The following is a 19346-nucleotide window of genomic DNA, read 5'->3' as shown; positions in this document are numbered from 1 at the left end:
TCCGCGACCTACTGAGGGCCTATAGCTCAGTTGGTCAGAGCAGAGGACTCATAATCCTTTGGTCCACGGTTCAAGTCCGTGTGGGCCCACCAAACAAGAAAGCCGCGCATTGCGCGGCTTTTGTGTGTCTGGAAGCCTGTAATATGCTTCCCGCCCCCGCCCATACTCTGGAGCCCCCCCTTGTCCGCCCTAGATGAAATCGACCGCCAACTGATCGCCGCCCTGCAGCTCAACGCCCGCGAAAGCGTGGCCATGCTCGCCCGGCAGCTGGGCATCGCGCGCACTACCGTGACGTCGCGCCTGGCGCGCCTGGAGAAAACCCAGGTGATCACCGGTTATGGCGTGCGCCTCGGGCAGCGGGTGGTCGATGGTGGTTTGCAGGCTTATGTGGGCATCACCGTACAAGCGCGCTCGGGCAAAGAGGTGTTGCGCCGGTTGAGTGCCATGGCCCAGGTGCAGCAGTTGTGCGCGGTGAGTGGCGAGTTCGATTACGTCGCGTGGCTGCGCACCGATTCGCCGGAACAGTTGGACCAATTGCTCGATCAGATTGGCAGCGTCGACGGCGTGGAGAAAACCACCACTTCGATCATCCTCAGTAACAAATTGGATCGCGGACAACCAATCTGATCACCGCCCTCGTCACTCTGACTAAAAACAGAGCAATTTGACGACACTTTGCGTCTTATTAACGAACGCTACGCTCTCTAAACTGGCTGCCATCTTTTCCTATACTCAGCGGGTCACGCCCGCCTAGTCGCCAGTAAGGTCAGCCATGAGCATTCCGTCCAGCACCCTCAGCAAGACCAATCGCCACCCCGCCGACGGTAAGAAGCCCATCACCATCTTTGGCCCGGACTTCCCGTTCGCCTTCGATGACTGGATTGAACACCCGGCCGGCCTGGGTAGTATTCCTGCGGCCAACCACGGTGCCGAAGTGGCGATCGTCGGCGCCGGGATCGCGGGCCTGGTGGCCGCCTACGAGCTGATGAAACTGGGCCTCAAGCCGGTGGTGTACGAAGCCTCGAAAATGGGCGGACGCCTGCGTTCCCAAGCCTTCGAAGGTGCCGAAGGCATCATTGCCGAGCTGGGTGGCATGCGCTTTCCAGTGTCGTCCACCGCGTTCTACCACTACGTGGACAAGCTCGGACTGGAAACCAAACCCTTCCCCAACCCACTGACCCCGGCGTCCGGCAGCACGGTCATCGACCTTGAAGGCCAGACCCACTACGCGCAAAAACTCTCTGACTTGCCGGTGCTGTTCCAGGAAGTGGCCGACGCCTGGGCTGATGCCCTGGAAGCCGGTTCGCAGTTCGGTGATATCCAGCAAGCCATCCGCGACCGTGACGTGCCGCGCCTCAAGGAGCTGTGGAACAAGCTCGTGCCGCTGTGGGATGACCGCACCTTCTACGACTTCGTCGCCACCTCCAAGGCATTTGCCAAATTGTCCTTCCATCACCGCGAAGTGTTTGGCCAGGTCGGTTTCGGCACTGGCGGCTGGGACTCGGACTTCCCCAACTCCATGCTGGAAATCTTCCGTGTGGTGATGACCAACTGCGATGACCACCAACATCTGGTGGTCGGCGGCGTGGCTCAGGTGCCGATGGGTATCTGGCGTCATGTGCCGGAGCGCTGCGCCCACTGGCCGGCCGGCACCAGCCTGAGTTCGCTGCATCGCGGAGCGCCAAGGGCCGGGGTGAAGCGCATCGCCCATGCCGCCGATGGCCGTTTCGCCGTCACCGACAACTATGGCGACACCCGCGAATACGCCGCGGTGCTGACCACCTGCCAAAGCTGGCTGCTGACCACCCAGATCGAATGCGACGAAACCCTGTTCTCGCAAAAAATGTGGATGGCCCTGGACCGCACGCGCTACATGCAATCGTCGAAAACCTTCGTGATGGTCGACCGGCCATTCTGGAAAGACAAAGACCCAGAGACCGGCCGCGACCTGATGAGCATGACCCTCACCGACCGCCTGACCCGTGGCACCTACCTGTTCGATAACGGCGACGACAAGCCGGGAGTAATCTGCTTGTCGTACTCGTGGATGAGCGACGCGCTTAAAATGCTGCCGCAGCCCATCGATAAGCGTGTGAAGCTGGCCCTCGACGCCCTGAAAAAGATCTACCCGAAAGTCGATATCAAGGCGCGCATCATCGGCGACCCGATCACCGTGTCATGGGAAGCCGACCCGCATTTCCTCGGGGCCTTCAAGGGCGCGCTGCCCGGCCACTATCGCTACAACCAGCGCATGTATGCGCACTTTATGCAGAAGGACATGCCCGCCGAACAACGTGGGATTTTCATTGCCGGTGATGATGTGTCCTGGACCCCAGCCTGGGTCGAAGGCGCGGTGCAGACCTCGCTGAACGCGGTGTGGGGCATCATGACCCACTTCGGTGGCAGCACTCACCCGGAGAACCCAGGGCCGGGTGACGTATTCGATGAAATCGGGCCGATCGCCCTGGCCGATTAAGGAGTTGAACATGCGCGTCGCCCTGTACCAATGCCCACCGCTACCGTTGGATGTGGCCGGTAACCTCCAGCGCCTGCACGCTTTGGCGCATGAGGCCTCCAGTGCCGATGTGCTGGTGCTGCCGGAGATGTTCCTCACCGGCTACAACATCGGCGCCGAGGCGGTTGGCGCCTTGGCCGAGGCGCAGGATGGTCCGTCGGCACAGGCGATCGCCGAACTGGCCAAAGGCGCCGGGCTGTCGATTCTCTACGGCTACCCGGAACGGGCCGAGGATGGCCAGATCTACAACGCCGTGCAGTTGATCGACGCCCACGGCCAGCGCGTGTGCAACTACCGCAAGACGCACCTGTTTGGTGATCTGGACCATTCGATGTTCAGCGCCGGCGACGATGATTTCCCACTGGTGGAGCTCAACGGCTGGAAGCTGGGTTTCCTGATCTGTTATGACCTGGAGTTCCCGGAAAACACCCGGCGCCTGGCCCTGGCCGGTGCCGAGCTGATCTTGGTGCCCACCGCCAACATGGTGCCATTTGACTTTGTCGCCGACGTCACCGTGCGGGCACGGGCCTTTGAAAACCAATGTTATGTGGCCTACGCCAACTATTGCGGGCACGAAGGCGAGATCCAGTACTGCGGGCAAAGCAGCATCGCCGCGCCGAATGGCCAGCGCATTGCCCAGGCGGGCCTGGACGAAGCCTTGATCGTCGGGGAGCTGGATCGTCAGTCAATCCTGGATGCCCGCGCCGCCAATCACTACTTGCAGGACCGTCGCCCCGAGCTGTATGGCGCGCTGCACAAGCCCTGATCCAGCCGGTTTGTTAGCATAGGCCTATTCTACGTTTCGGAACTGCCCATGCCTGCGCCGGCCCACCCTCATCACCGTCACCTGACCCTCGCCAATGGCTTGCGGGTTTCCTTGCAACATGCGCTACGTCTGAAACGTTGCGCCGCCGTTTTGCGCGTAGGCGCAGGCAGCCACGATGTGCCGCTGGCGTGGCCAGGGTTGGCGCATTTCCTAGAGCATTTGCTGTTCCTGGGCACCGAGCGTTTTCCCACGAACGATGGGCTGATGGCCTACGTGCAACGTCATGGCGGCCAGGTCAATGCCAGCACCCGTGAGCGCACCACGGATTTTTTCTTTGAATTGCCGGACGCAATGTCTGCCGGCGGTTTGGAGCGCTTGGGCGACATGCTGACCCACCCACGCCTGGCCCTGGAGGATCAACTGCGCGAGCGCGAAGTGCTGCACGCCGAGTATGTCGCCTGGGCCCAGGATGCCAAGGCACAGCAGCAGGTCGCGTTGCTGGAGGGGCTTGCGGCTGACCACCCGCTGCGGGGTTTTCATGCGGGTAACCGCGATAGCCTACCGGTGGAGCGTGAGGCATTTCAGCAGGCGTTGAGTGAATTCCACGCGCAGTTCTATCAGAGCGGGCAGATGACATTGAGCCTGGCGGGCCCGCAATCACTGGAAGAACTGGAAACCTTGGCGCAACGATTCAGTGAACAGCTGAGTTCTGGACCTCTGCGCCCACAATCCGCCCCGCCGGCATTGATGCAGGGTGATGCGCAGAGCTATCAGCACATCACCCTGCATCACCTGCACCACGTCATGACCTGTGATGCGCCACGCAAAGCACTTGAGTTTCTCTGCACCTGGCTCAACGCCTCGGGACCCGGCGGGTTGCTGGCTGAACTGAAAGCGCGGCAACTGGCGAGTGCACTGCAGGCGTCAGTGATTTATCAGTTCGCCGGGCAAGCCGTGTTGGATATCGACTTCACCATTCAAGGTGAATCAGCCACGCAGATCGAGGCGTTGCTGCACGACTGGCTGAGCTTTTTCGCACACAGCGACTGGACTTCATTGCGTGAAGAGTTCGCGCTGCTGGCCGCTCGTCAACAGCAGGTCCAAGGCGCCCTTGCGTTGGCCCGGAACGACAGCCAAGACCTATCGGAACAGGACGTTGTCGCCCTCAAGGCCATGCTTGATTCGCTGCACCTGCCAGAATCCACACACACTTGGCAGTTGCCGCCGAACAACCCGTTCCTGCGCCCACCGGCCAAGGAAGAACGCGCCGGCCTAATTCGCGGCCAGACCAGCGCTCACCGTGGCTTGCGCACCTTTGCCCAGGATCGCTCCCGTGGACGTAGGGAAGTGTCGGCGCTGACCTTCAGTCAGGCATTGGCAGGCGATGGCGATGAAGGCGCGCTGTATCTGCAATGGCAATCAGCCCCTTCCGGCCTGGAAAACGCTTTGCAGCCGTTGCGCGAGCATGCCGGTCAGGCGGGCGTCGAATTGTCGTTCGAAAGCCTGGGCCAAGACTGGCGGGTGAAAATGATTGGGCTACTGGAGCCCATGCCAGCCGTGTTGGACGTGTTGGCAAAAGGCCTGAATGAACCGCAAGAGGCTCAACCCGACTCACCGCAGATGATTGCCATCCGTGAATTGCTCAAGGCGCTGCCCGCTTGCTGCAACGGCCACAATCCCGAATCGGCATCCTGGTCCACTGCGCGCTGGCAAGGCCTGGGACTGGGCTTCTCCGCAGCGCATGAAGCCGCGATCAAGTCCGCAGCGGCCCGCCTGCCAGGGCAACCCGCGAATCTCACTCAGCGCGTGCCGTCTCTCAGCGATCAACGTATCTGGCACGCGATAAAAACCGACTCTGACGAAGCCGCATTGCTGCTGTTTTGCCCAACGCCGAGTCAATCCCTGGCGGACGAAGCCGCTTGGCGACTGCTTGGCCATCTGATCCAAGGCCCGTTCTACCAGCGCCTGCGCGTTGAGCTGCAAATCGGCTACGCCGTGTTCAGCGGTATCCGACAGATCAATGGCCAGACCGGTCTGCTATTCGGCGTGCAATCCCCCAGCGTGTCGCTGGAAGTCCTCGTTGATCACCTGCAAGTATTCCTGAAACAACTACCGGCACTGATCGATAGCAGCGACGACTTGGGCAACACGGCTTTGGCGCAGCAATTCTCAGCACAGACACTGCCCAACGCCCAAGCCGCCGAATTGTTGTGGCACGCCCATCTGGCGGGCCACTCGTCGGGTTACCTGGCTGACCTTCAATCCCACATCCAAACCTGCACCCGCGAAGCAGTGCAGCTTGCCGCCCAGCAACTGAACGACGCCGCAGGCGGCTGGCGTTGCGTGGCCAACGGCCCGCGCCGCTCGGATGCCTGGCGAGCAGCAGACTGATCATTGCCGCCGCTGCAAAAGCCTTTTTCCACCAAGACAGCGCTAACTTGAAAAGAATTGCGTAACATTCCTACGCACACATCTGAACATCTCCGACTGGAGGTGGACTATATGTATTACTTGGTAGTAAACGTCCCATCCCTTCGTAGGAGTAAGAATATGACCTGGTCCAAACCTGCTTACACTGATCTGCGCATCGGTTTCGAAGTCACCATGTACTTCGCCAGCCGTTAATCCGCTGGGTAATACAACGCCTCGGTTCGCCCGGGGCGTTTTTGTTTTGAGCTTGATGGAGCTGCCATGTTTGTCCAGATTCTAGGTTCCGCCGCCGGCGGTGGTTTCCCGCAGTGGAACTGCAACTGCGTGAACTGCGCGGGTTTTCGTGATGGCAGCCTACGGGCCCAGGCGCGCACCCAGTCGTCCATCGCGATCTCCGACGATGGCGTGAACTGGGTGCTGTGCAATGCCTCGCCGGATATCCGCGCGCAACTCCAGGGCTTTGCACCGATGCAACCCGGGCGCGCCCTGCGGGATACCGGCATCAGCGCGATCATCTTGATGGACAGCCAGATCGACCACACCACCGGCCTGTTGAGCCTGCGCGAAGGCTGCCCACACCAAGTGTGGTGCACCGACATGGTCCATGAAGACCTGAGCACCGGCTTCCCGTTGTTCACCATGCTCACCCACTGGAACGGCGGCCTGGCTTGGAACCGCATCGAGCTGGACGCCAGCTTCAGCATCCCGGCCTGCCCCAACCTGCGCTTTACCCCACTGCCACTGCGCAGTGCCGCGCCGCCCTACTCGCCGCACCGCTTCGACCCGCACCCCGGCGATAACATCGGCCTGATCGTCGAAGACCTGCGCACTGGCGGCAAACTCTTCTACGCGCCAGGCCTGGGCAAGGTCGACGCGCCGTTGCTGGAGATCATGGCCGGCAGCGACTGCCTACTGGTAGATGGCACGATGTGGGATGACGACGAAATGCAGCGCCGTGGCGTCGGCACCCGCACTGGCCGCGAGATGGGCCACCTGGCGCAAAACGGCCCCGGCGGCATGCTGGAAGTGCTGGAGCAATTGCCCAAGCAGCGCAAAGTACTTATCCACATAAACAACACCAACCCGATCCTCGATGAAGACTCCGCCGAGCGAGCGGAACTGGTGCGGCGCAATGTCGAAGTGGCTTACGACGGCATGAGCATTGAATTGTAGGAGCGATCGAAATGACTGACACGCCGTTGACCACCGTTGAATTCGAAGCCGCCCTGCGGGCCAAGGGCGCCTTCTACCATATCCATCACCCGTACCATGTGGCGATGTACGAAGGCCGCGCGACCCGCGAGCAGATCCAGGGCTGGGTTGCCAACCGTTTCTACTATCAGGTGAACATCCCCCTGAAAGACGCTGCGATCCTGGCCAATTGCCCGGACCGCGAGATCCGCCGCGAGTGGATCCAGCGCCTGCTCGACCACGACGGCGCCCCCGGTGAAGACGGCGGTATCGAAGCCTGGTTGCGCCTGGGCCAGGCCGTTGGCCTCGACCCGGACCAACTGCGCTCGCAGGAATTGGTACTGCCCGGCGTACGATTTGCGGTAGACGCCTACGTCAACTTCGCCCGTCGCGCCAGTTGGCAGGAAGCCGCCAGCAGTTCGCTGACTGAGCTGTTCGCGCCGCAAATCCACCAGTCGCGCCTCGACAGCTGGCCGCAGCATTACCCGTGGATCGACCCGGCCGGTTATGAATATTTCCGCACCCGCCTGGGCCAGGCCCGTCGCGATGTGGAACATGGTTTGGCGATCACCCTGCAGCACTACACCACCCGTGAAGGCCAGGAGCGCATGCTGGAAATTCTCCAGTTCAAACTGGATATTTTGTGGAGCATGCTGGATGCCATGAGCATGGCCTACGAACTCAAGCGTCCGCCGTATCACAGCGTGACCGAACAGCGGGTTTGGCATAAAGGGATCCCCCTATGAGCTTTGATCGCAGCAAGAAACCCACCTGGCGCCAGGGCTATCGCTATCAGTACGAACCCGCGCAAAAAGGCCATGTGTTGCTCTACCCCGAAGGCATGATCAAGCTCAACGACAGCGCTGCCCTGATCGGTGGTTTGATCGACGGCGAGCGCGACGTGTCGGCGATCATTGCCGAGCTGGATAAACAGTTCCCCGGCGTGCCAGAACTCGGTAAAGACATCGAGGATTTCATGGAGGTCGCCCGTGCAGAGCACTGGATTACCCTTGCCTGAAAAACCGCCGGTTGGCTTGCCGCTGTGGTTACTGGCCGAGCTGACCTACCGCTGCCCGTTGCAGTGCCCGTACTGTTCCAACCCGCTGGACTTTGCCGAGCAGGGCAAGGAACTGAGTACCGAGCAATGGTTCAAGGTGTTTCGCGAAGCCCGCGAGATGGGTGCCGCACAACTGGGGTTTTCCGGTGGTGAGCCGTTGGTGCGTCAGGATCTGGCCGAGCTGATCGCCGAGGCGCGCAGGCTGGGGTTCTACACCAACCTGATCACCTCCGGCATCGGCTTGACCGAACAGAAGATCAGCGACTTCAAGAAAGCCGGCCTGGACCATATCCAGATCAGCTTCCAGGCCAGCGACGAACAGGTGAACAACCTGCTGGCCGGCTCGAAAAAAGCCTTCGCGCAAAAGCTGGAAATGGCCCGTGCCGTGAAGGCCCACGGCTACCCGATGGTGCTGAACTTCGTCACCCATCGGCACAATATCGACAAGATCGACCGCATCATCGAGCTGTGTATTGCGCTGGAAGCGGACTTCGTCGAGCTCGCCACCTGCCAGTTCTACGGCTGGGCCCAACTCAATCGCGTCGGGCTGTTGCCGACCCAGGCACAACTGGTGCGCGCCGAGCGCATCACGAACGAATACCGCGCCAAGCTGGAAGCCGAAGGTCACCCGTGCAAGCTGATCTTCGTCACACCGGATTACTACGAAGAACGCCCGAAAGCCTGCATGAACGGCTGGGGCAGTATCTTTCTGACCGTGACACCGGACGGCACCGCCCTGCCCTGTCACGGCGCCCGACAGATGCCGGTGCAATTTCCCAATGTGCGCGACCACAGCATGCAGCACATCTGGTACGACTCGTTCGGCTTCAACCGCTTTCGCGGCTACGACTGGATGCCCGAGCCATGCCGGTCATGCGATGAAAAGGAAAAGGATTTCGGCGGCTGCCGATGCCAGGCCTTCATGCTCACGGGGGACGCGAGCAATGCCGACCCGGTATGCAGCAAGTCCGAGCAGCACGGCATCATCCTGCAAGCGCGGGAAGAAGCCGAACACGCCACCCAGACCATCGAGCAGTTGGCCTTTCGCAACGAGCGCAACTCACGGCTCATCGCAAAAGGCTGACGGCCTCAGCGCTTGGCGATGATGTACACGGCGTGAATGATGCCCGGGAAGTACCCGCACAAGGTCAGCAGGATGTTCAGCCAGAATGCACCGGCGAAACCCACTTGCAGGAACACACCCAGTGGCGGCAGCAGAATAGCGATGATGATACGAATGATATCCATGGGTTCAGCTCCAGAAAATCGGCTCGTGTGAGCCGTGTAGCTAATCGACCTTGGGCGTTCGTGAGGGTTCAGTGGGATCTGGCGTTGGGCCATCCATCATTGCACAGGCAAAAAAACGCCCCCAGCCAAAAGAATCACGCCGGAGGCGCCGCGTAGACCGCGAGACGGTTCAGGAATAAGGGGGTTAAACGGCGATGCCCTTGCGGCATTGCAGTTGGGCGGTACGCACGCGGGAGAAGGCGCGGGCCAGGCGCAGGAGCATTTCGTCGATGTTGCTTTTGCTCACGGTCAGGGCCGGGGTGAAGCGCAGGCAGTTGGGTTGCGGAGCTTGGAGGATCAGGCCTTCGTGCAGCGCCGCTTTTACAACAGCATCCGCAGAATCATCCGACAACGTCAGGCCCCACATCAGGCCATGGCCACGTAATTGACCATGGTCGTAGCGGTAGGCCAGGCGGGCAAGACCTTCGCCCAGGTACAGGCCGGTCTCACGCACGTGATCCATAAAGCCGTGCTCCAGCACGGAGTCGAGTACTGCCAGCCCGGCCGAAGCCATCAGCGCATTACCGTGGTGAGTACCTTCCAACTCGCCCACGTCGAAGCAACAGGCTTTGCCCCGTGCCAGCAGCGCTGCGAGGGGCACCCCGCCGCCCAGGCCTTTGCCGAGGGTGATGATGTCGGCACGTACGCCGTATTGCTGCTCGGCGAGCAAGGTGCCGCAACGGCCCATACCGGTTTGTACTTCGTCGAGAATCAGTAGGATCCCCAGTTCACGGCACAAACGCTCAACGCCTTTGAGGTAATGCTCGGTCGCAGGGATGACGCCCGCTTCGCCCTGGATCGGTTCGAGCAGGATGGCGACGGTTTGCGCATCGACTGCCGCATGCAGGGCCGGCAGGTCATTAAAAGGCACATGGCTGAAACCGGGCAACTGCGGTTCAAAACGATTTTCCGGGCCACCCGCCGAAGCCGACATCGCGGCAAAACTGCGGCCATGGCAACCGGCGCTGGCACTGATGATGCGATAGGCCCCCCCGCGATGCAGCTGGCCCCATTTGCGCGCCAACTTGATCGCCGCTTCAACGGCTTCCGCGCCGGTGTTGAGCAGGTACGCCTGATCGCTGCCGGTGCGATGGCACAGGCGCTCAGCCAGGTTGAGTTGAACGCGGTTATGCAGGCCGTTGCCGGGGTTGATCAGCGCCTGGGTCTGGTCAGCCAGCGCCTTGATCAGCACCTGAGGGCTGTGGCCGAGGCTGTTGGCCGCGTTGCCCTGACTGAAATCCAGGTAGGCACGGTCGTCGCTGTCCCACAGCCAGGAACCCTGACCGCGTACGAAAACTTGCGGCGGGCGAGCGACGGAGGGCATCAGGGATTCGCTGGAAGACGTATCGCCGGGCGCCTCGATAATCAAATCGTCCAGGCTCGGCGCGGGGCGACGGAACAGATTCATAGCTCACCCCCAATAGCAACCGGACCTTGGTCGGTGCGACACGCCAATACTGCCTTGAGGTTTTTTGCCTTGCCTATGTAAACGCCATCAACATAAACGCTGTTCATTGCCCGATCCGGCCCTGTAAGCCCTGCGAATAGGCGCTAGACTAGGCTCCTCAGGGGCCAACAGCCATTTCGTTTTTCCAGCTTTTTCGATAAGTAAGTCTTATGGATTTCAAGCAACTGCGTTATTTCGTCGCGGTGTATGAGGAAGGCCACGTAGGTCGTGCCGCCGAGCGCCTGTCGATCTCCCAACCAGCGCTGTCCCAGCAGATCCGCCAGTTGGAACAGAACCTGGATGTGAGTCTGTTCGAGCGCAGCAGCAAGCGCCTGTTGCCAACACTGGCGGCGCACACGTTGTACAACCACGCGTTGCCGCTGATCGATGGCATGCAGCAAGCCGTTGAAGCCCTGCGCAACTTCAAGGGCCAGGCGATGCGCACCTTGGCCATCGGCGTGCTGCAAACCGTGCACACCAGCCTGGTGCCGCAGATGCTCGAGCGCGTGCGCAAGGCCCAGCCACATTTGGTGGTGCAGATCTACGAATTGACCGGACTTGAGATCGAGCGACGACTGCTCAACGGCTCGCTGGATATCGGCATAAGCTACTTGCCGCCACGCCAGCCGGGGCTGCACGGCGTGTTGCTGTACGAAGATGAGCTGAAAGTCGTCATCCCCGAAGACCATCCCCTGCGGGAATTCAAGAAAGTCTCGCTGAAGCAGGCGGCGGAGCTGCCGATGTTGCTGCTGGGGGAGGAGTTCCAGGTCCGGCAGATCTGGCAAGGACAGCTGTCCAACCTCGGAAGACGCCCGCAAGTACAGGCAGAGTTGAACACCATGGTGGGGATTCTCGACAGTCTGCCGCACACAAAACTGGCGACGGTGCTGCCGGGGCGCTCGCAGGACGAACACAACAGTCAGTCGCTGTTATGGAAACCCTTGAGTGAACCCAGAGTGCCGCTGAAAGTCGGCCTGGTGTGCCGCGATGTGCAACGCCAGCAAGCGACAGTGGCGTTGCTGCGCACTCTGCTGGAAGACGTGATGAATGCCCCGCAGGCACAGCCCTGAACTCAAGCGGGCTGACTTTTTCGCGGGCAAAAGAAAACCCCGCCGAAGCGGGGCTTTGCAGACTGTTTCCCTGACATCCATTTCACTCCGCCGTCCTGGCAGAATCCTACGTGTCCGTGTTGTTGCTTTGCGCTTCCTGCGCGACGTCCATGTGAAGTAGATTATCCGTGGATCCAATATGGCGATAGAGGACGATTAGCAGCACGTCATGTAAGAGAATGCTTACACGCCCTCAAAGCCCTTAGAACAGGGCCTCATCCAGCAAGAACAGCGATTCGCTACCGGATTTTACCGACGCACTCAGCGAGTGAATGCGTGGCAACAAGCGCGCAAAGTAGAAGCGTGCAGTACCTAGCTTGCTTGCGTAGAAGTCTTCTTCAGATTCCTTGCCCAACGCGGCCTTGGCCATGCGTGCCCACATGTACGCGTAGGCCATGTAGCCGAAGGCGTGCAAGTACTCCACCGACGCCGCGCCGATTTCATTCGGGTTGGTCTTGGCGCGGTCCAGCACCCAGGCGGTCAGCTCATCCAGGCTATCCACCGCCGCGCCCAGCGGTTTGGTGAACTCACTCAGCTCGGCACCCGCCGAGGCAATGAACGCGCGGATCTCATCGGCAAACAAGGTGTAGAACGCCCCACCACTGCCGACGATCTTGCGCCCCATCAAGTCCAGCGCCTGGATGCCGTTGGTGCCTTCGTAGATCTGGGTGATGCGCACATCCCGCACCAGTTGCTCCTGGCCCCACTCGCGAATGTAGCCATGGCCGCCGAACACTTGTTGGCCGAGCACGGTGGTTTCCAGGCCCAGGTCGCTCAAGAACGCCTTGGCTACTGGGGTCAATAACGCAACCAGGTTATCGGCGCGCTCACGGGCTGCGGCATCATCGCTGAACTTGGCGATGTCCAGTTGCGTCGCCACATAGGTGGAGAACGCACGGCCACCTTCGTTCGCGGCCTTCATGGTCAACAGCATGCGGCGCACGTCGGGGTGCACGATGATCGGGTCGGCCACTTTGTCTTTATGCTGTGCGCCGGTCGGTGCACGGCTTTGCACGCGGTCGCGCGCATATTCAATGGCGTTCTGGTAGGAACGCTCGCCCGACGCCAGGCCCTGAATGCCCACACCCAGGCGCTCGTAGTTCATCATGGTGAACATCGCCGCCAAGCCACGGTTCGGCTCACCCACCAGGTAGCCCACGGCTTCGTCGAAGTTCATCACGCAGGTCGCCGACGCCTGGATCCCCATCTTGTGCTCGATGGAACCGCAGCTCACGGTGTTGCGCGAGCCCAGGCTGCCGTCGGCATTGACCATGAATTTCGGCACCAGGAACAGCGAGATGCCCTTGGGACCGGCCGGTGCGTCCGGCAGCTTGGCCAGCACCAGGTGGATGATGTTGTCGGTGAGGTCGTGTTCACCACCGGTGATAAAGATTTTGGTACCGCTGACCGTGTAGGAACCGTCTGCCTGCGGCTCGGCCTTGGTGCGGATAATCCCCAGGTCAGTACCGGCGTGGGCTTCGGTCAGGCACATGGAGCCGGCCCATTCACCGGAATACATCTTCGGCAAATAAGCGGCTTTCAGTTCTTCGCTGGCGTGGGTGTTGATCGACACGCAGGCGCCGGAGGTCAGCATCGGGTACAAACCAAACGCCAGGCTCGACGAGTTGATCATCTCTTCAACCTGGGCCGACACCGCCTTGGGCATACCCATGCCGCCGAACATCGGGTCACCACCTACCCCAACCCAGCCGCCTTCGGCATAGGTTTTGTAGGCCTGTGGAAAACCGTCCGGCGTGAACACCGCGGTGTTGTCCCAGCGGCAACCCTGCTCATCGCCACCGCGGCTGAGCGGGGCGATGGATTTGGCGGTGACCTTGCCGGCTTCTTCGAGGATGGCCTCTACGGTTTCGGCGTCAACGGTGTCTGCCAATGCCGGCAATTGGGCCCAAGTGGTGGCGACCTCAAAGACTTCGTTGAGGACGAAGCGCATATCACGCAGCGGCGCTTTGTAATCAGCCATGGCAAACCTCGTGAGAACGTGAAAAGTAATTCGGTAAGAGTCGGTTTTACAGGCTCAGAGTGTACCCGAACAACTTTTCAGACACATAGGGTCCACTTGTGACTGATCGGTATTTTTAAGTCACTGCAGCGCAAATGCCTCCGCAGGCAGACTCATCAGGCATTCGCTGCCCGCTTCCACCCCAGCACGGTGGGTGGCGGTACGTGGTAGCAGGCGCTTGAAATAGAAGTCGCAGGTCGCGAGCTTGGCCTTGGAAAAATCCGAGTCCGGTTGCTCAAGGGCAGCCATCGACATACGCAGCCACAGGTAGGCAAGGATCACGTAGCCGCTGTACATCAAGTAATCCACGGCCGCCGCACCGACTTCATCGGGGTTCTTCATCGCGGCCATGCCGACTTTAGTGGTCAGTTCGCCCCACTCTCCGTTCAGCTGGCTGAGCTGCGCCACATAGGCCATGAGCTGCGGGTGCTCGGCATTAGCCGCGCAGAACTTATGCACGATCTTGGTAAACCCACGCAGCAACTTGCCCTGGCTGCCCAGCACCTTGCGCCCCAGCAGGTCGAGGGCCTGAATGCCATTGGTGCCTTCATAGATCGGCGCAATCCGTGCGTCGCGGGCCAGTTGTTCCATGCCCCATTCGCGGATGTAGCCGTGGCCGCCGAAGATCTGCATGCCGTGGTTGGTCACCTCAAGGCCGGTGTCGGTCATGAAGGCTTTGCAGATGGGTGTGAGGAACGCCAGCAGGTCTTCGGCGTCCTGACGCTGGGTGGCGTCGCGGCTCAGGTGCGCGGTGTCGAGCAACTGTGCGGTGAAGTAGGTCAGTGCGCGGTTGCCTTCGTTGAAGGCCTTCATGGTCAGCAGCATGCGGCGCACGTCGGGGTGCACGATAATCGGGTCGGCGGCTTTATCCGGAGCCTTGGCGCCGGTCAACGAGCGCATCTGCAGGCGGTCGTTGGCGTATTTGATCGCGCCCTGGAAGCTCGCTTCGCCGTTGCACAAGCCCTGCATGCCGGTGCCCAGGCGCGCGTGATTCATCATGGTGAACATGCAGTTGAGGCCTTTGTTCGCCTCACCGATCAGAAAACCCTTGGCGCCGTCGAAGTTCAACACGCAGGTAGCAGAGCCCTTGATGCCCATCTTGTGCTCGATGGAGCCGCAGTGCACCGCGTTACGCTCGCCCGAATCCGCATGGAACTTGGGCACGATAAACAGCGAGATACCCTTGGTGCCCGCCGGTGCGTCCGGCAGTTTGGCCAGCACCAGGTGGATAATGTTGGCGCTCATGTCGTGCTCGCCGGCCGAGATGAAGATCTTGCTGCCGGTGACCGCATAGCTGCCATCCGCCTGGGGCACGGCGCGGGTCTTGATCAGCCCCAGGTCGGTGCCGCAATGGGCTTCGGTGAGGCACATGGTGCCGGTCCATTCGCCGGCGGTGAGTTTGGTGAGGAACGTGTCTTTCTGCTCGGCGGTGCCGTGGGCGTGGATCGCCGACATCGCGCCGTGGGTCAGTCCTGGGTACATGCCCCAGGACGTGTTGCTGGAGCCGATCATCTCGCTAAGCACCAGGCCCAGCGACGACGGCAGGCCCTGGCCGCCGTAGGCCGGGTCTGCCGCCACGCCGTGCCAGCCGCCTTCCACGTACTGGGCGAAGGCTTCCTTGAAACCCTTGGGCGTAGTGACCACGCCGTTGTCAAAATGACAGCCTTCTTCGTCGCCGCTACGGTTGAGCGGTGCGAGGACGTTTTCGCAGAATTTGGCGCCTTCCTCGAGAATCGCGCTGACCATGTCCGGGCTGGCATCGGTGGCGCCCAAGGCGGCGTAATGGCCGTGGAAATCAAACACGTTGTCGATCAGAAAACGCATGTCGCGAAGGGGAGCTTTGTAGTCAGGCATGGCAATGTCTCCGTCAGCAGATGGCTTCAACCTACTGCCGGGCATTGCCTCGGACAATCACTGTAGCGCTGCTGAATACAGCGCCATTACTCAACCGGCAGCGCTCTCCATGCGCACCGCGCCACGTCGGGTTTGCCCGGCCGCGACCACGCAGTTACGCCCGGCGCCTTTGGCGGCATACAGCGCCTGGTCGGCGGATTTGAGCACTTCTTCCGGCGTGCGCTGCTCAGCCTGGCGCTCGGCCACGCCGATGCTGATCGTCACCGAGACACTCGAAGCGCCACTGCCCGCTCGGCGCTGACGGCCCTGGTGATCGTCCTGAGGACGGTCCGAATTGCGCAGCTTGATATCGTAATCCGCAATGATCTCGCGGATTTCCTCCAGGTGCGGCAAGCACTCTTCGACCGTCTTGCCGGCAAACACCACGGCGAACTCTTCGCCACCGTAGCGATAAGCCCGCCCGCCGCCGTTGACCTTGGACAGCTTGCTCGCCACCAGTCGCAGCACCTGGTCACCGACATCATGACCGTGGGTGTCGTTGAAGCGCTTGAAGTGGTCAACGTCGCTCATCGCCAGCACGTAATTGCGCCCCAGCCGCTGCATGCGCTCGTTCAGTGCGCGGCGCCCTGGCAAGCCGGTGAGTTCATCGCGGAAGGCCATTTGATAAGCCTCGTGGGCCACGCCGGCAGCAATCATCAGCATCACCTGGCTGCACATGATGTTCAGGGTGAACGGCAAGATGAAGGTCTGCGGCAACATCCAGAATAGGCCCAGCAGGCCCACCAATTGCGCCGCGTGCAGCGGGCGCGGCTGGTACCAGTACTGTGCCGCCAGAGTCAGGAAACCGATCAGGAACATCGGATACGACAGCTGGATCAGGCTCATCCAACTGCCATGCAGCGCCGGCCAGCGAATCTCCGCCAACCAATTCAGCACGGCTTGGGGATAACTCTGCTCCAGCGCCAGCGCCACGCTGCCCACCGCCAACAGCACCGCGCCACGGGCGACGAAGTCGCGGAACAGGTGGGTCTTCTCTTGCCACAGGGCATAGATGCTGAACAACAACGGCAACAGCAAGCAGCACAGGTGAAACACCACGGCCGCGTCTTCGCGCACGCGGCCGTTGTCGCGATAGAAATCGGTCTGGGTATCCAGCAGGAAGTAGGCGATGTACACCGTGATCATCAGGAACAGCTCGCGCTGACGGCGATACACCGCGCAATACGAACCGCCGAGCAACAGCACCAGGGTCGGCAACACATTGAACAGCGACGTGAAGAAGACGTTGAGGTCCTTGACGTACGCAGCCGAGAGCCCGGCCAGCAAGAGCAGCAACGAAGGTAAAAAATGACTGAAACGTACAGCGGACACGCGCGACAAGGGTAAAACTCCGACCCGCAAAAAGATGATGGCACTGTGCCTTTATGCCGACAGTTAAGCACAACCTGGCACGCATGTATCACATTGCCATCACTGTAACGGCAGCCAGCGGTAATCCCTGAGCGCTTTACTGTGGTTTTTTATCGCCCACAAAAAAGCCGCCGCTCCCGTGAAGGAGCGGCGGCTCTTGAAGTGAACCCGGTAAGGCTTAGTAAGCCAGGCCGAAGTCTTCTTCTTTCATGTCCATCAGGTTGTTTGCGCCCGACAGCATGGTGGCTTTATGGGCCAGGGTACGCGGCAGGATGCGCTGGAAGTAGAAGCGTGCAGTCTGCAGCTTGGCGGTGTAGAACGCCTCTTCGGTGGTGCCGGCAGCCAGTTTTTCGGCAGCCAGGCGCGCCATGTCAGCCCAAAAGTAAGCCAGGCACGCGTAACCGGAGTACATCAGGTAGTCCACCGAGGCGGCACCCACTTCTTCGCGGTCTTTCATCGCGGCCATGCCGACCTTCATGGTCAACTCGCCCCACTCTTTGTTCAGCGCAGCCAGCGGAGCAACGAACTCTTTGACGGCTTCGTTACCTTCGTTGGCCTGGCAGAACTTGTGCACGATCTTGGTGAAGCCCTTGAGCGCTTCGCCTTGGGTCATCAGCACTTTACGGCCCAGCAGGTCGAGGGCCTGGATACCGGTGGTGCCTTCGTACAGCATCGAAATGCGGCTGTCGCGAACGTTCTGCTCCATGCCCCACTCGGCGATGAAGCCGTGGCCGCCGTAGATCTGCACACCGTGGTTGGCAGACTCGAAGCCAACTTCGGTCATGAACGCCTTGGCGATCGGAGTCATGAAGGCCAGCAGGCCGTCGGCCTGTTTCTTGGCTTCGTCGTCGGTGCCGTATTTGACGATGTCCACTTGCTTGGCGGTGAAGTACACCATCGCACGGTTGCCTTCGGCGAAGGCTTTCATGGTCAGCAGCATGCGGCGCACGTCAGGGTGAACGATGATCGGGTCGGCGGCTTTGTCCGGTGCTTTCGGGCCGGTCAGGGAGCGCATTTGCAGGCGATCGCGAGCGTACTTCAGGCCGCCCTGGAAGCCGATCTCGGCGTGGGACAGACCTTGCAGCGCGGTGCCCAGGCGAGCGGTGTTCATAAAGGTGAACATGCAGTTCAGGCCTTTGTTCGCCGGGCCGATCAGGAAACCGGTGGCCGCGTCGAAGTTCATCACGCAGGTGGCGTTGCCGTGGATGCCCATCTTGTGTTCCAGGGAGCCACAGGTCACGGCGTTGCGCGCGCCGATCGAACCGTCGGCGTTCGGCAGGAACTTCGGCACGATGAACAGCGAGATACCTTTGGTGCCAGCCGGTGCGTCCGGCAGGCGGGCCAGTACGATGTGGACGATGTTGTCGGCCATGTCGTGTTCACCGGCCGAGATGAAGATCTTGGTGCCGGAGACTTTGTAGGAACCGTCAGCCTGAGGCTCGGCCTTGGTGCGCAGCATGCCCAGGTCGGTGCCGCAGTGTGGCTCGGTCAGGCACATGGTGCCGGTCCATTCGCCCGACACCAGTTTGGTCAGGTAAGCCTCTTGCTGCTCGGGAGTACCGTGCTCGGAGATGGTGTTCATCGCACCGTGGGACAGGCCCGGGTACATGCCCCACGACCAGTTGGCGGCGCCGACCATTTCACTGACTGCCAGGCCCAGGGATTCCGGCAGGCCTTGGCCGCCGTGCTCCACGTCGTGGGCCAGACTTGGCCAGCCGCCTTCGACGAATTGCTTGTAGGCTTCTTTGAAACCGGTTGGGGTTTTAACGCCCGACTCACTCCAGGTGCAGCCTTCGATGTCACCCACGCGGTTCAGCGGTGCCAGCACTTGCTCACAAAACTTGGCGCCCTCTTCAAGGATGGCGTCAACCATGTCCGGGGTAGCGTCCTGGCAAGCCGGCAGGCTCTGATAGTGCGCTTCATAGCCAAGCAGTTCGTCACGAACGAAGCGAATATCACGCAAGGGGGCCTTATAGTCAGGCATAGCGATAAACCTCTGCTGATGTATCTGGAATGAACAACCGCGTGGAATTGTTGTGGCGGTCAAACAGGTGTTTGAAACATACGTTTACCACCTGGGGATGTCAAGCGTCGTCCGGATGCCGTTTGTCATGACATGAATCAAAGGCGCGCACGGCAACGTCTGCGGCGAGTTGCCACATGATTCAGGAGTGTAGGAGTTCGACAATACGACGGAGGACAAATGTGGGAGCTGGCTTGCCTGCGATACAGGCGCCGCGGTAGATCAGTAGGACCGAGT

The 19346-nt window shown here is 60.8% G+C and carries 16 protein-coding genes and 1 tRNA gene; 11 read left to right on the top strand and 6 right to left on the bottom strand.

The features are described from left to right. Nucleotides 1-15 precede the first annotated feature (15 nt). The 10 genes from EJ576_RS03335 to pqqE all read left to right on the top strand — a co-directional run bounded on the left by EJ576_RS03335 (nucleotide 16) and on the right by pqqE (nucleotide 9043). A tRNA-Ile gene (locus EJ576_RS03335) sits at nucleotides 16-92 on the top strand. Between the two features lie 88 nt (nucleotides 93-180). Then, nucleotides 181-627, top strand: a complete 447-nt coding sequence (locus EJ576_RS03330; protein ID WP_122729444.1) for an Lrp/AsnC family transcriptional regulator — start codon at nucleotides 181-183, stop codon at nucleotides 625-627. A 145-nt stretch (nucleotides 628-772) separates the two neighbouring features. Then, a complete protein-coding gene (locus EJ576_RS03325; protein WP_028618176.1) occupies nucleotides 773-2476 on the top strand; it encodes an NAD(P)/FAD-dependent oxidoreductase in 1704 nt (567 codons plus the stop codon). Nucleotides 2477-2486: 10 nt separating this feature from the next. After that, the gene (locus tag EJ576_RS03320; RefSeq protein ID WP_126569560.1) at nucleotides 2487-3281 is read left to right on the top strand and encodes a carbon-nitrogen hydrolase family protein; all 795 of its coding nucleotides are present in this window, start codon (nucleotides 2487-2489) and stop codon (nucleotides 3279-3281) included. Between the two features lie 48 nt (nucleotides 3282-3329). Next, nucleotides 3330-5672 carry a pyrroloquinoline quinone biosynthesis protein PqqF gene (gene pqqF / locus EJ576_RS03315; RefSeq protein ID WP_126569559.1) on the top strand — a complete coding sequence of 781 codons (2343 nt, stop codon included), beginning with the start codon at nucleotides 3330-3332 and terminating at the stop codon, nucleotides 5670-5672. Between the two features lie 159 nt (nucleotides 5673-5831). Beyond that, entirely contained in the window at nucleotides 5832-5906 is a 75-nt protein-coding gene (gene pqqA, locus EJ576_RS03310; protein WP_003194766.1) for a pyrroloquinoline quinone precursor peptide PqqA, read from the top strand. 66 nt (nucleotides 5907-5972) lie between these two features. Then, entirely contained in the window at nucleotides 5973-6884 is a 912-nt protein-coding gene (gene pqqB, locus EJ576_RS03305; RefSeq protein ID WP_028618179.1) for a pyrroloquinoline quinone biosynthesis protein PqqB, read from the top strand. A gap of 11 nt (nucleotides 6885-6895) precedes the next feature. Continuing rightward, complete coding sequence (gene pqqC, locus EJ576_RS03300; protein ID WP_028618180.1) at nucleotides 6896-7648, top strand: pyrroloquinoline-quinone synthase PqqC; 753 nt, start codon at nucleotides 6896-6898, stop codon at nucleotides 7646-7648. Beyond that, the gene (gene pqqD, locus EJ576_RS03295) at nucleotides 7645-7920 is read left to right on the top strand and encodes a pyrroloquinoline quinone biosynthesis peptide chaperone PqqD (protein ID WP_028618181.1); all 276 of its coding nucleotides are present in this window, start codon (nucleotides 7645-7647) and stop codon (nucleotides 7918-7920) included. Before pqqC ends, pqqD begins: the two co-directional genes overlap by 4 nt. Beyond that, nucleotides 7913-9043 (top strand): pyrroloquinoline quinone biosynthesis protein PqqE, encoded by a 1131-nt coding sequence (pqqE, locus tag EJ576_RS03290; protein ID WP_050587907.1) that lies wholly within the window; start codon nucleotides 7913-7915, stop codon nucleotides 9041-9043. Before pqqD ends, pqqE begins: the two co-directional genes overlap by 8 nt. A 5-nt stretch (nucleotides 9044-9048) precedes the next feature. Here pqqE and EJ576_RS03285 read toward each other — a convergent pair whose 3' ends face one another. Beyond that, nucleotides 9049-9207 (bottom strand): YqaE/Pmp3 family membrane protein, encoded by a 159-nt coding sequence (locus EJ576_RS03285; protein WP_010207008.1) that lies wholly within the window; start codon nucleotides 9205-9207, stop codon nucleotides 9049-9051. Between the two features lie 184 nt (nucleotides 9208-9391). Continuing rightward, nucleotides 9392-10654, bottom strand: coding sequence for an aspartate aminotransferase family protein (locus EJ576_RS03280; protein WP_126569558.1), 1263 nt, complete (start codon nucleotides 10652-10654; stop codon nucleotides 9392-9394). 209 nt (nucleotides 10655-10863) lie between these two features. On the opposite strand from EJ576_RS03280, the gene EJ576_RS03275 reads away from it, so the two are divergent. Then, nucleotides 10864-11763 (top strand): LysR family transcriptional regulator, encoded by a 900-nt coding sequence (locus tag EJ576_RS03275; RefSeq protein ID WP_016977852.1) that lies wholly within the window; start codon nucleotides 10864-10866, stop codon nucleotides 11761-11763. Nucleotides 11764-12004: 241 nt separating this feature from the next. Here EJ576_RS03275 and EJ576_RS03270 read toward each other — a convergent pair whose 3' ends face one another. The 4 genes from EJ576_RS03270 to EJ576_RS03255 all read right to left on the bottom strand — a co-directional run bounded on the left by EJ576_RS03270 (nucleotide 12005) and on the right by EJ576_RS03255 (nucleotide 19070). After that, nucleotides 12005-13783: an acyl-CoA dehydrogenase C-terminal domain-containing protein gene (locus EJ576_RS03270; RefSeq protein ID WP_122729453.1), complete on the bottom strand. Its 1779-nt coding sequence runs from the start codon at nucleotides 13781-13783 to the stop codon at nucleotides 12005-12007. 120 nt (nucleotides 13784-13903) lie between these two features. After that, entirely contained in the window at nucleotides 13904-15676 is a 1773-nt protein-coding gene (locus tag EJ576_RS03265) for an acyl-CoA dehydrogenase C-terminal domain-containing protein (protein WP_126569557.1), read from the bottom strand. A 90-nt stretch (nucleotides 15677-15766) separates the two neighbouring features. Beyond that, nucleotides 15767-17056, bottom strand: a complete 1290-nt coding sequence (locus tag EJ576_RS03260; RefSeq protein WP_068936293.1) for a diguanylate cyclase — start codon at nucleotides 17054-17056, stop codon at nucleotides 15767-15769. A gap of 208 nt (nucleotides 17057-17264) precedes the next feature. Beyond that, nucleotides 17265-19070 carry a phenylacyl-CoA dehydrogenase gene (locus EJ576_RS03255; protein ID WP_016977848.1) on the bottom strand — a complete coding sequence of 602 codons (1806 nt, stop codon included), beginning with the start codon at nucleotides 19068-19070 and terminating at the stop codon, nucleotides 17265-17267. Nucleotides 19071-19346 lie beyond the last annotated feature (276 nt).

This window comes from Pseudomonas sp. C 49-2 (assembly GCF_003970195.1).
In the GTDB taxonomy this organism is placed as follows: domain Bacteria; phylum Pseudomonadota; class Gammaproteobacteria; order Pseudomonadales; family Pseudomonadaceae; genus Aquipseudomonas; species Aquipseudomonas canadensis.
Note: the sequence above shows the minus strand (reverse complement) of the source record. Positions and strands in the feature narration are given on the sequence as shown.

What these genes read in the sequence shown, in the direction of transcription:
- EJ576_RS03325 (WP_028618176.1), top strand. Translation starts at nt 773, where the DNA reads ATGAGCATTCCGTCCAGCACCCTCAGCAAGACCAATCGCCACCCCGCC.
- EJ576_RS03320 (WP_126569560.1), top strand. Translation starts at nt 2,487, where the DNA reads ATGCGCGTCGCCCTGTACCAATGCCCACCGCTACCGTTGGATGTGGCC.
- pqqF (WP_126569559.1), top strand. Translation starts at nt 3,330, where the DNA reads ATGCCTGCGCCGGCCCACCCTCATCACCGTCACCTGACCCTCGCCAAT.
- pqqB (WP_028618179.1), top strand. Translation starts at nt 5,973, where the DNA reads ATGTTTGTCCAGATTCTAGGTTCCGCCGCCGGCGGTGGTTTCCCGCAG.
- pqqC (WP_028618180.1), top strand. Translation starts at nt 6,896, where the DNA reads ATGACTGACACGCCGTTGACCACCGTTGAATTCGAAGCCGCCCTGCGG.
- pqqD (WP_028618181.1), top strand. Translation starts at nt 7,645, where the DNA reads ATGAGCTTTGATCGCAGCAAGAAACCCACCTGGCGCCAGGGCTATCGC.
- EJ576_RS03285 (WP_010207008.1), bottom strand. Translation starts at nt 9,207, where the DNA reads ATGGATATCATTCGTATCATCATCGCTATTCTGCTGCCGCCACTGGGT.
- EJ576_RS03280 (WP_126569558.1), bottom strand. Translation starts at nt 10,654, where the DNA reads ATGAATCTGTTCCGTCGCCCCGCGCCGAGCCTGGACGATTTGATTATC.
- EJ576_RS03275 (WP_016977852.1), top strand. Translation starts at nt 10,864, where the DNA reads ATGGATTTCAAGCAACTGCGTTATTTCGTCGCGGTGTATGAGGAAGGC.
- EJ576_RS03270 (WP_122729453.1), bottom strand. Translation starts at nt 13,783, where the DNA reads ATGGCTGATTACAAAGCGCCGCTGCGTGATATGCGCTTCGTCCTCAAC.
- EJ576_RS03265 (WP_126569557.1), bottom strand. Translation starts at nt 15,676, where the DNA reads ATGCCTGACTACAAAGCTCCCCTTCGCGACATGCGTTTTCTGATCGAC.
- EJ576_RS03255 (WP_016977848.1), bottom strand. Translation starts at nt 19,070, where the DNA reads ATGCCTGACTATAAGGCCCCCTTGCGTGATATTCGCTTCGTTCGTGAC.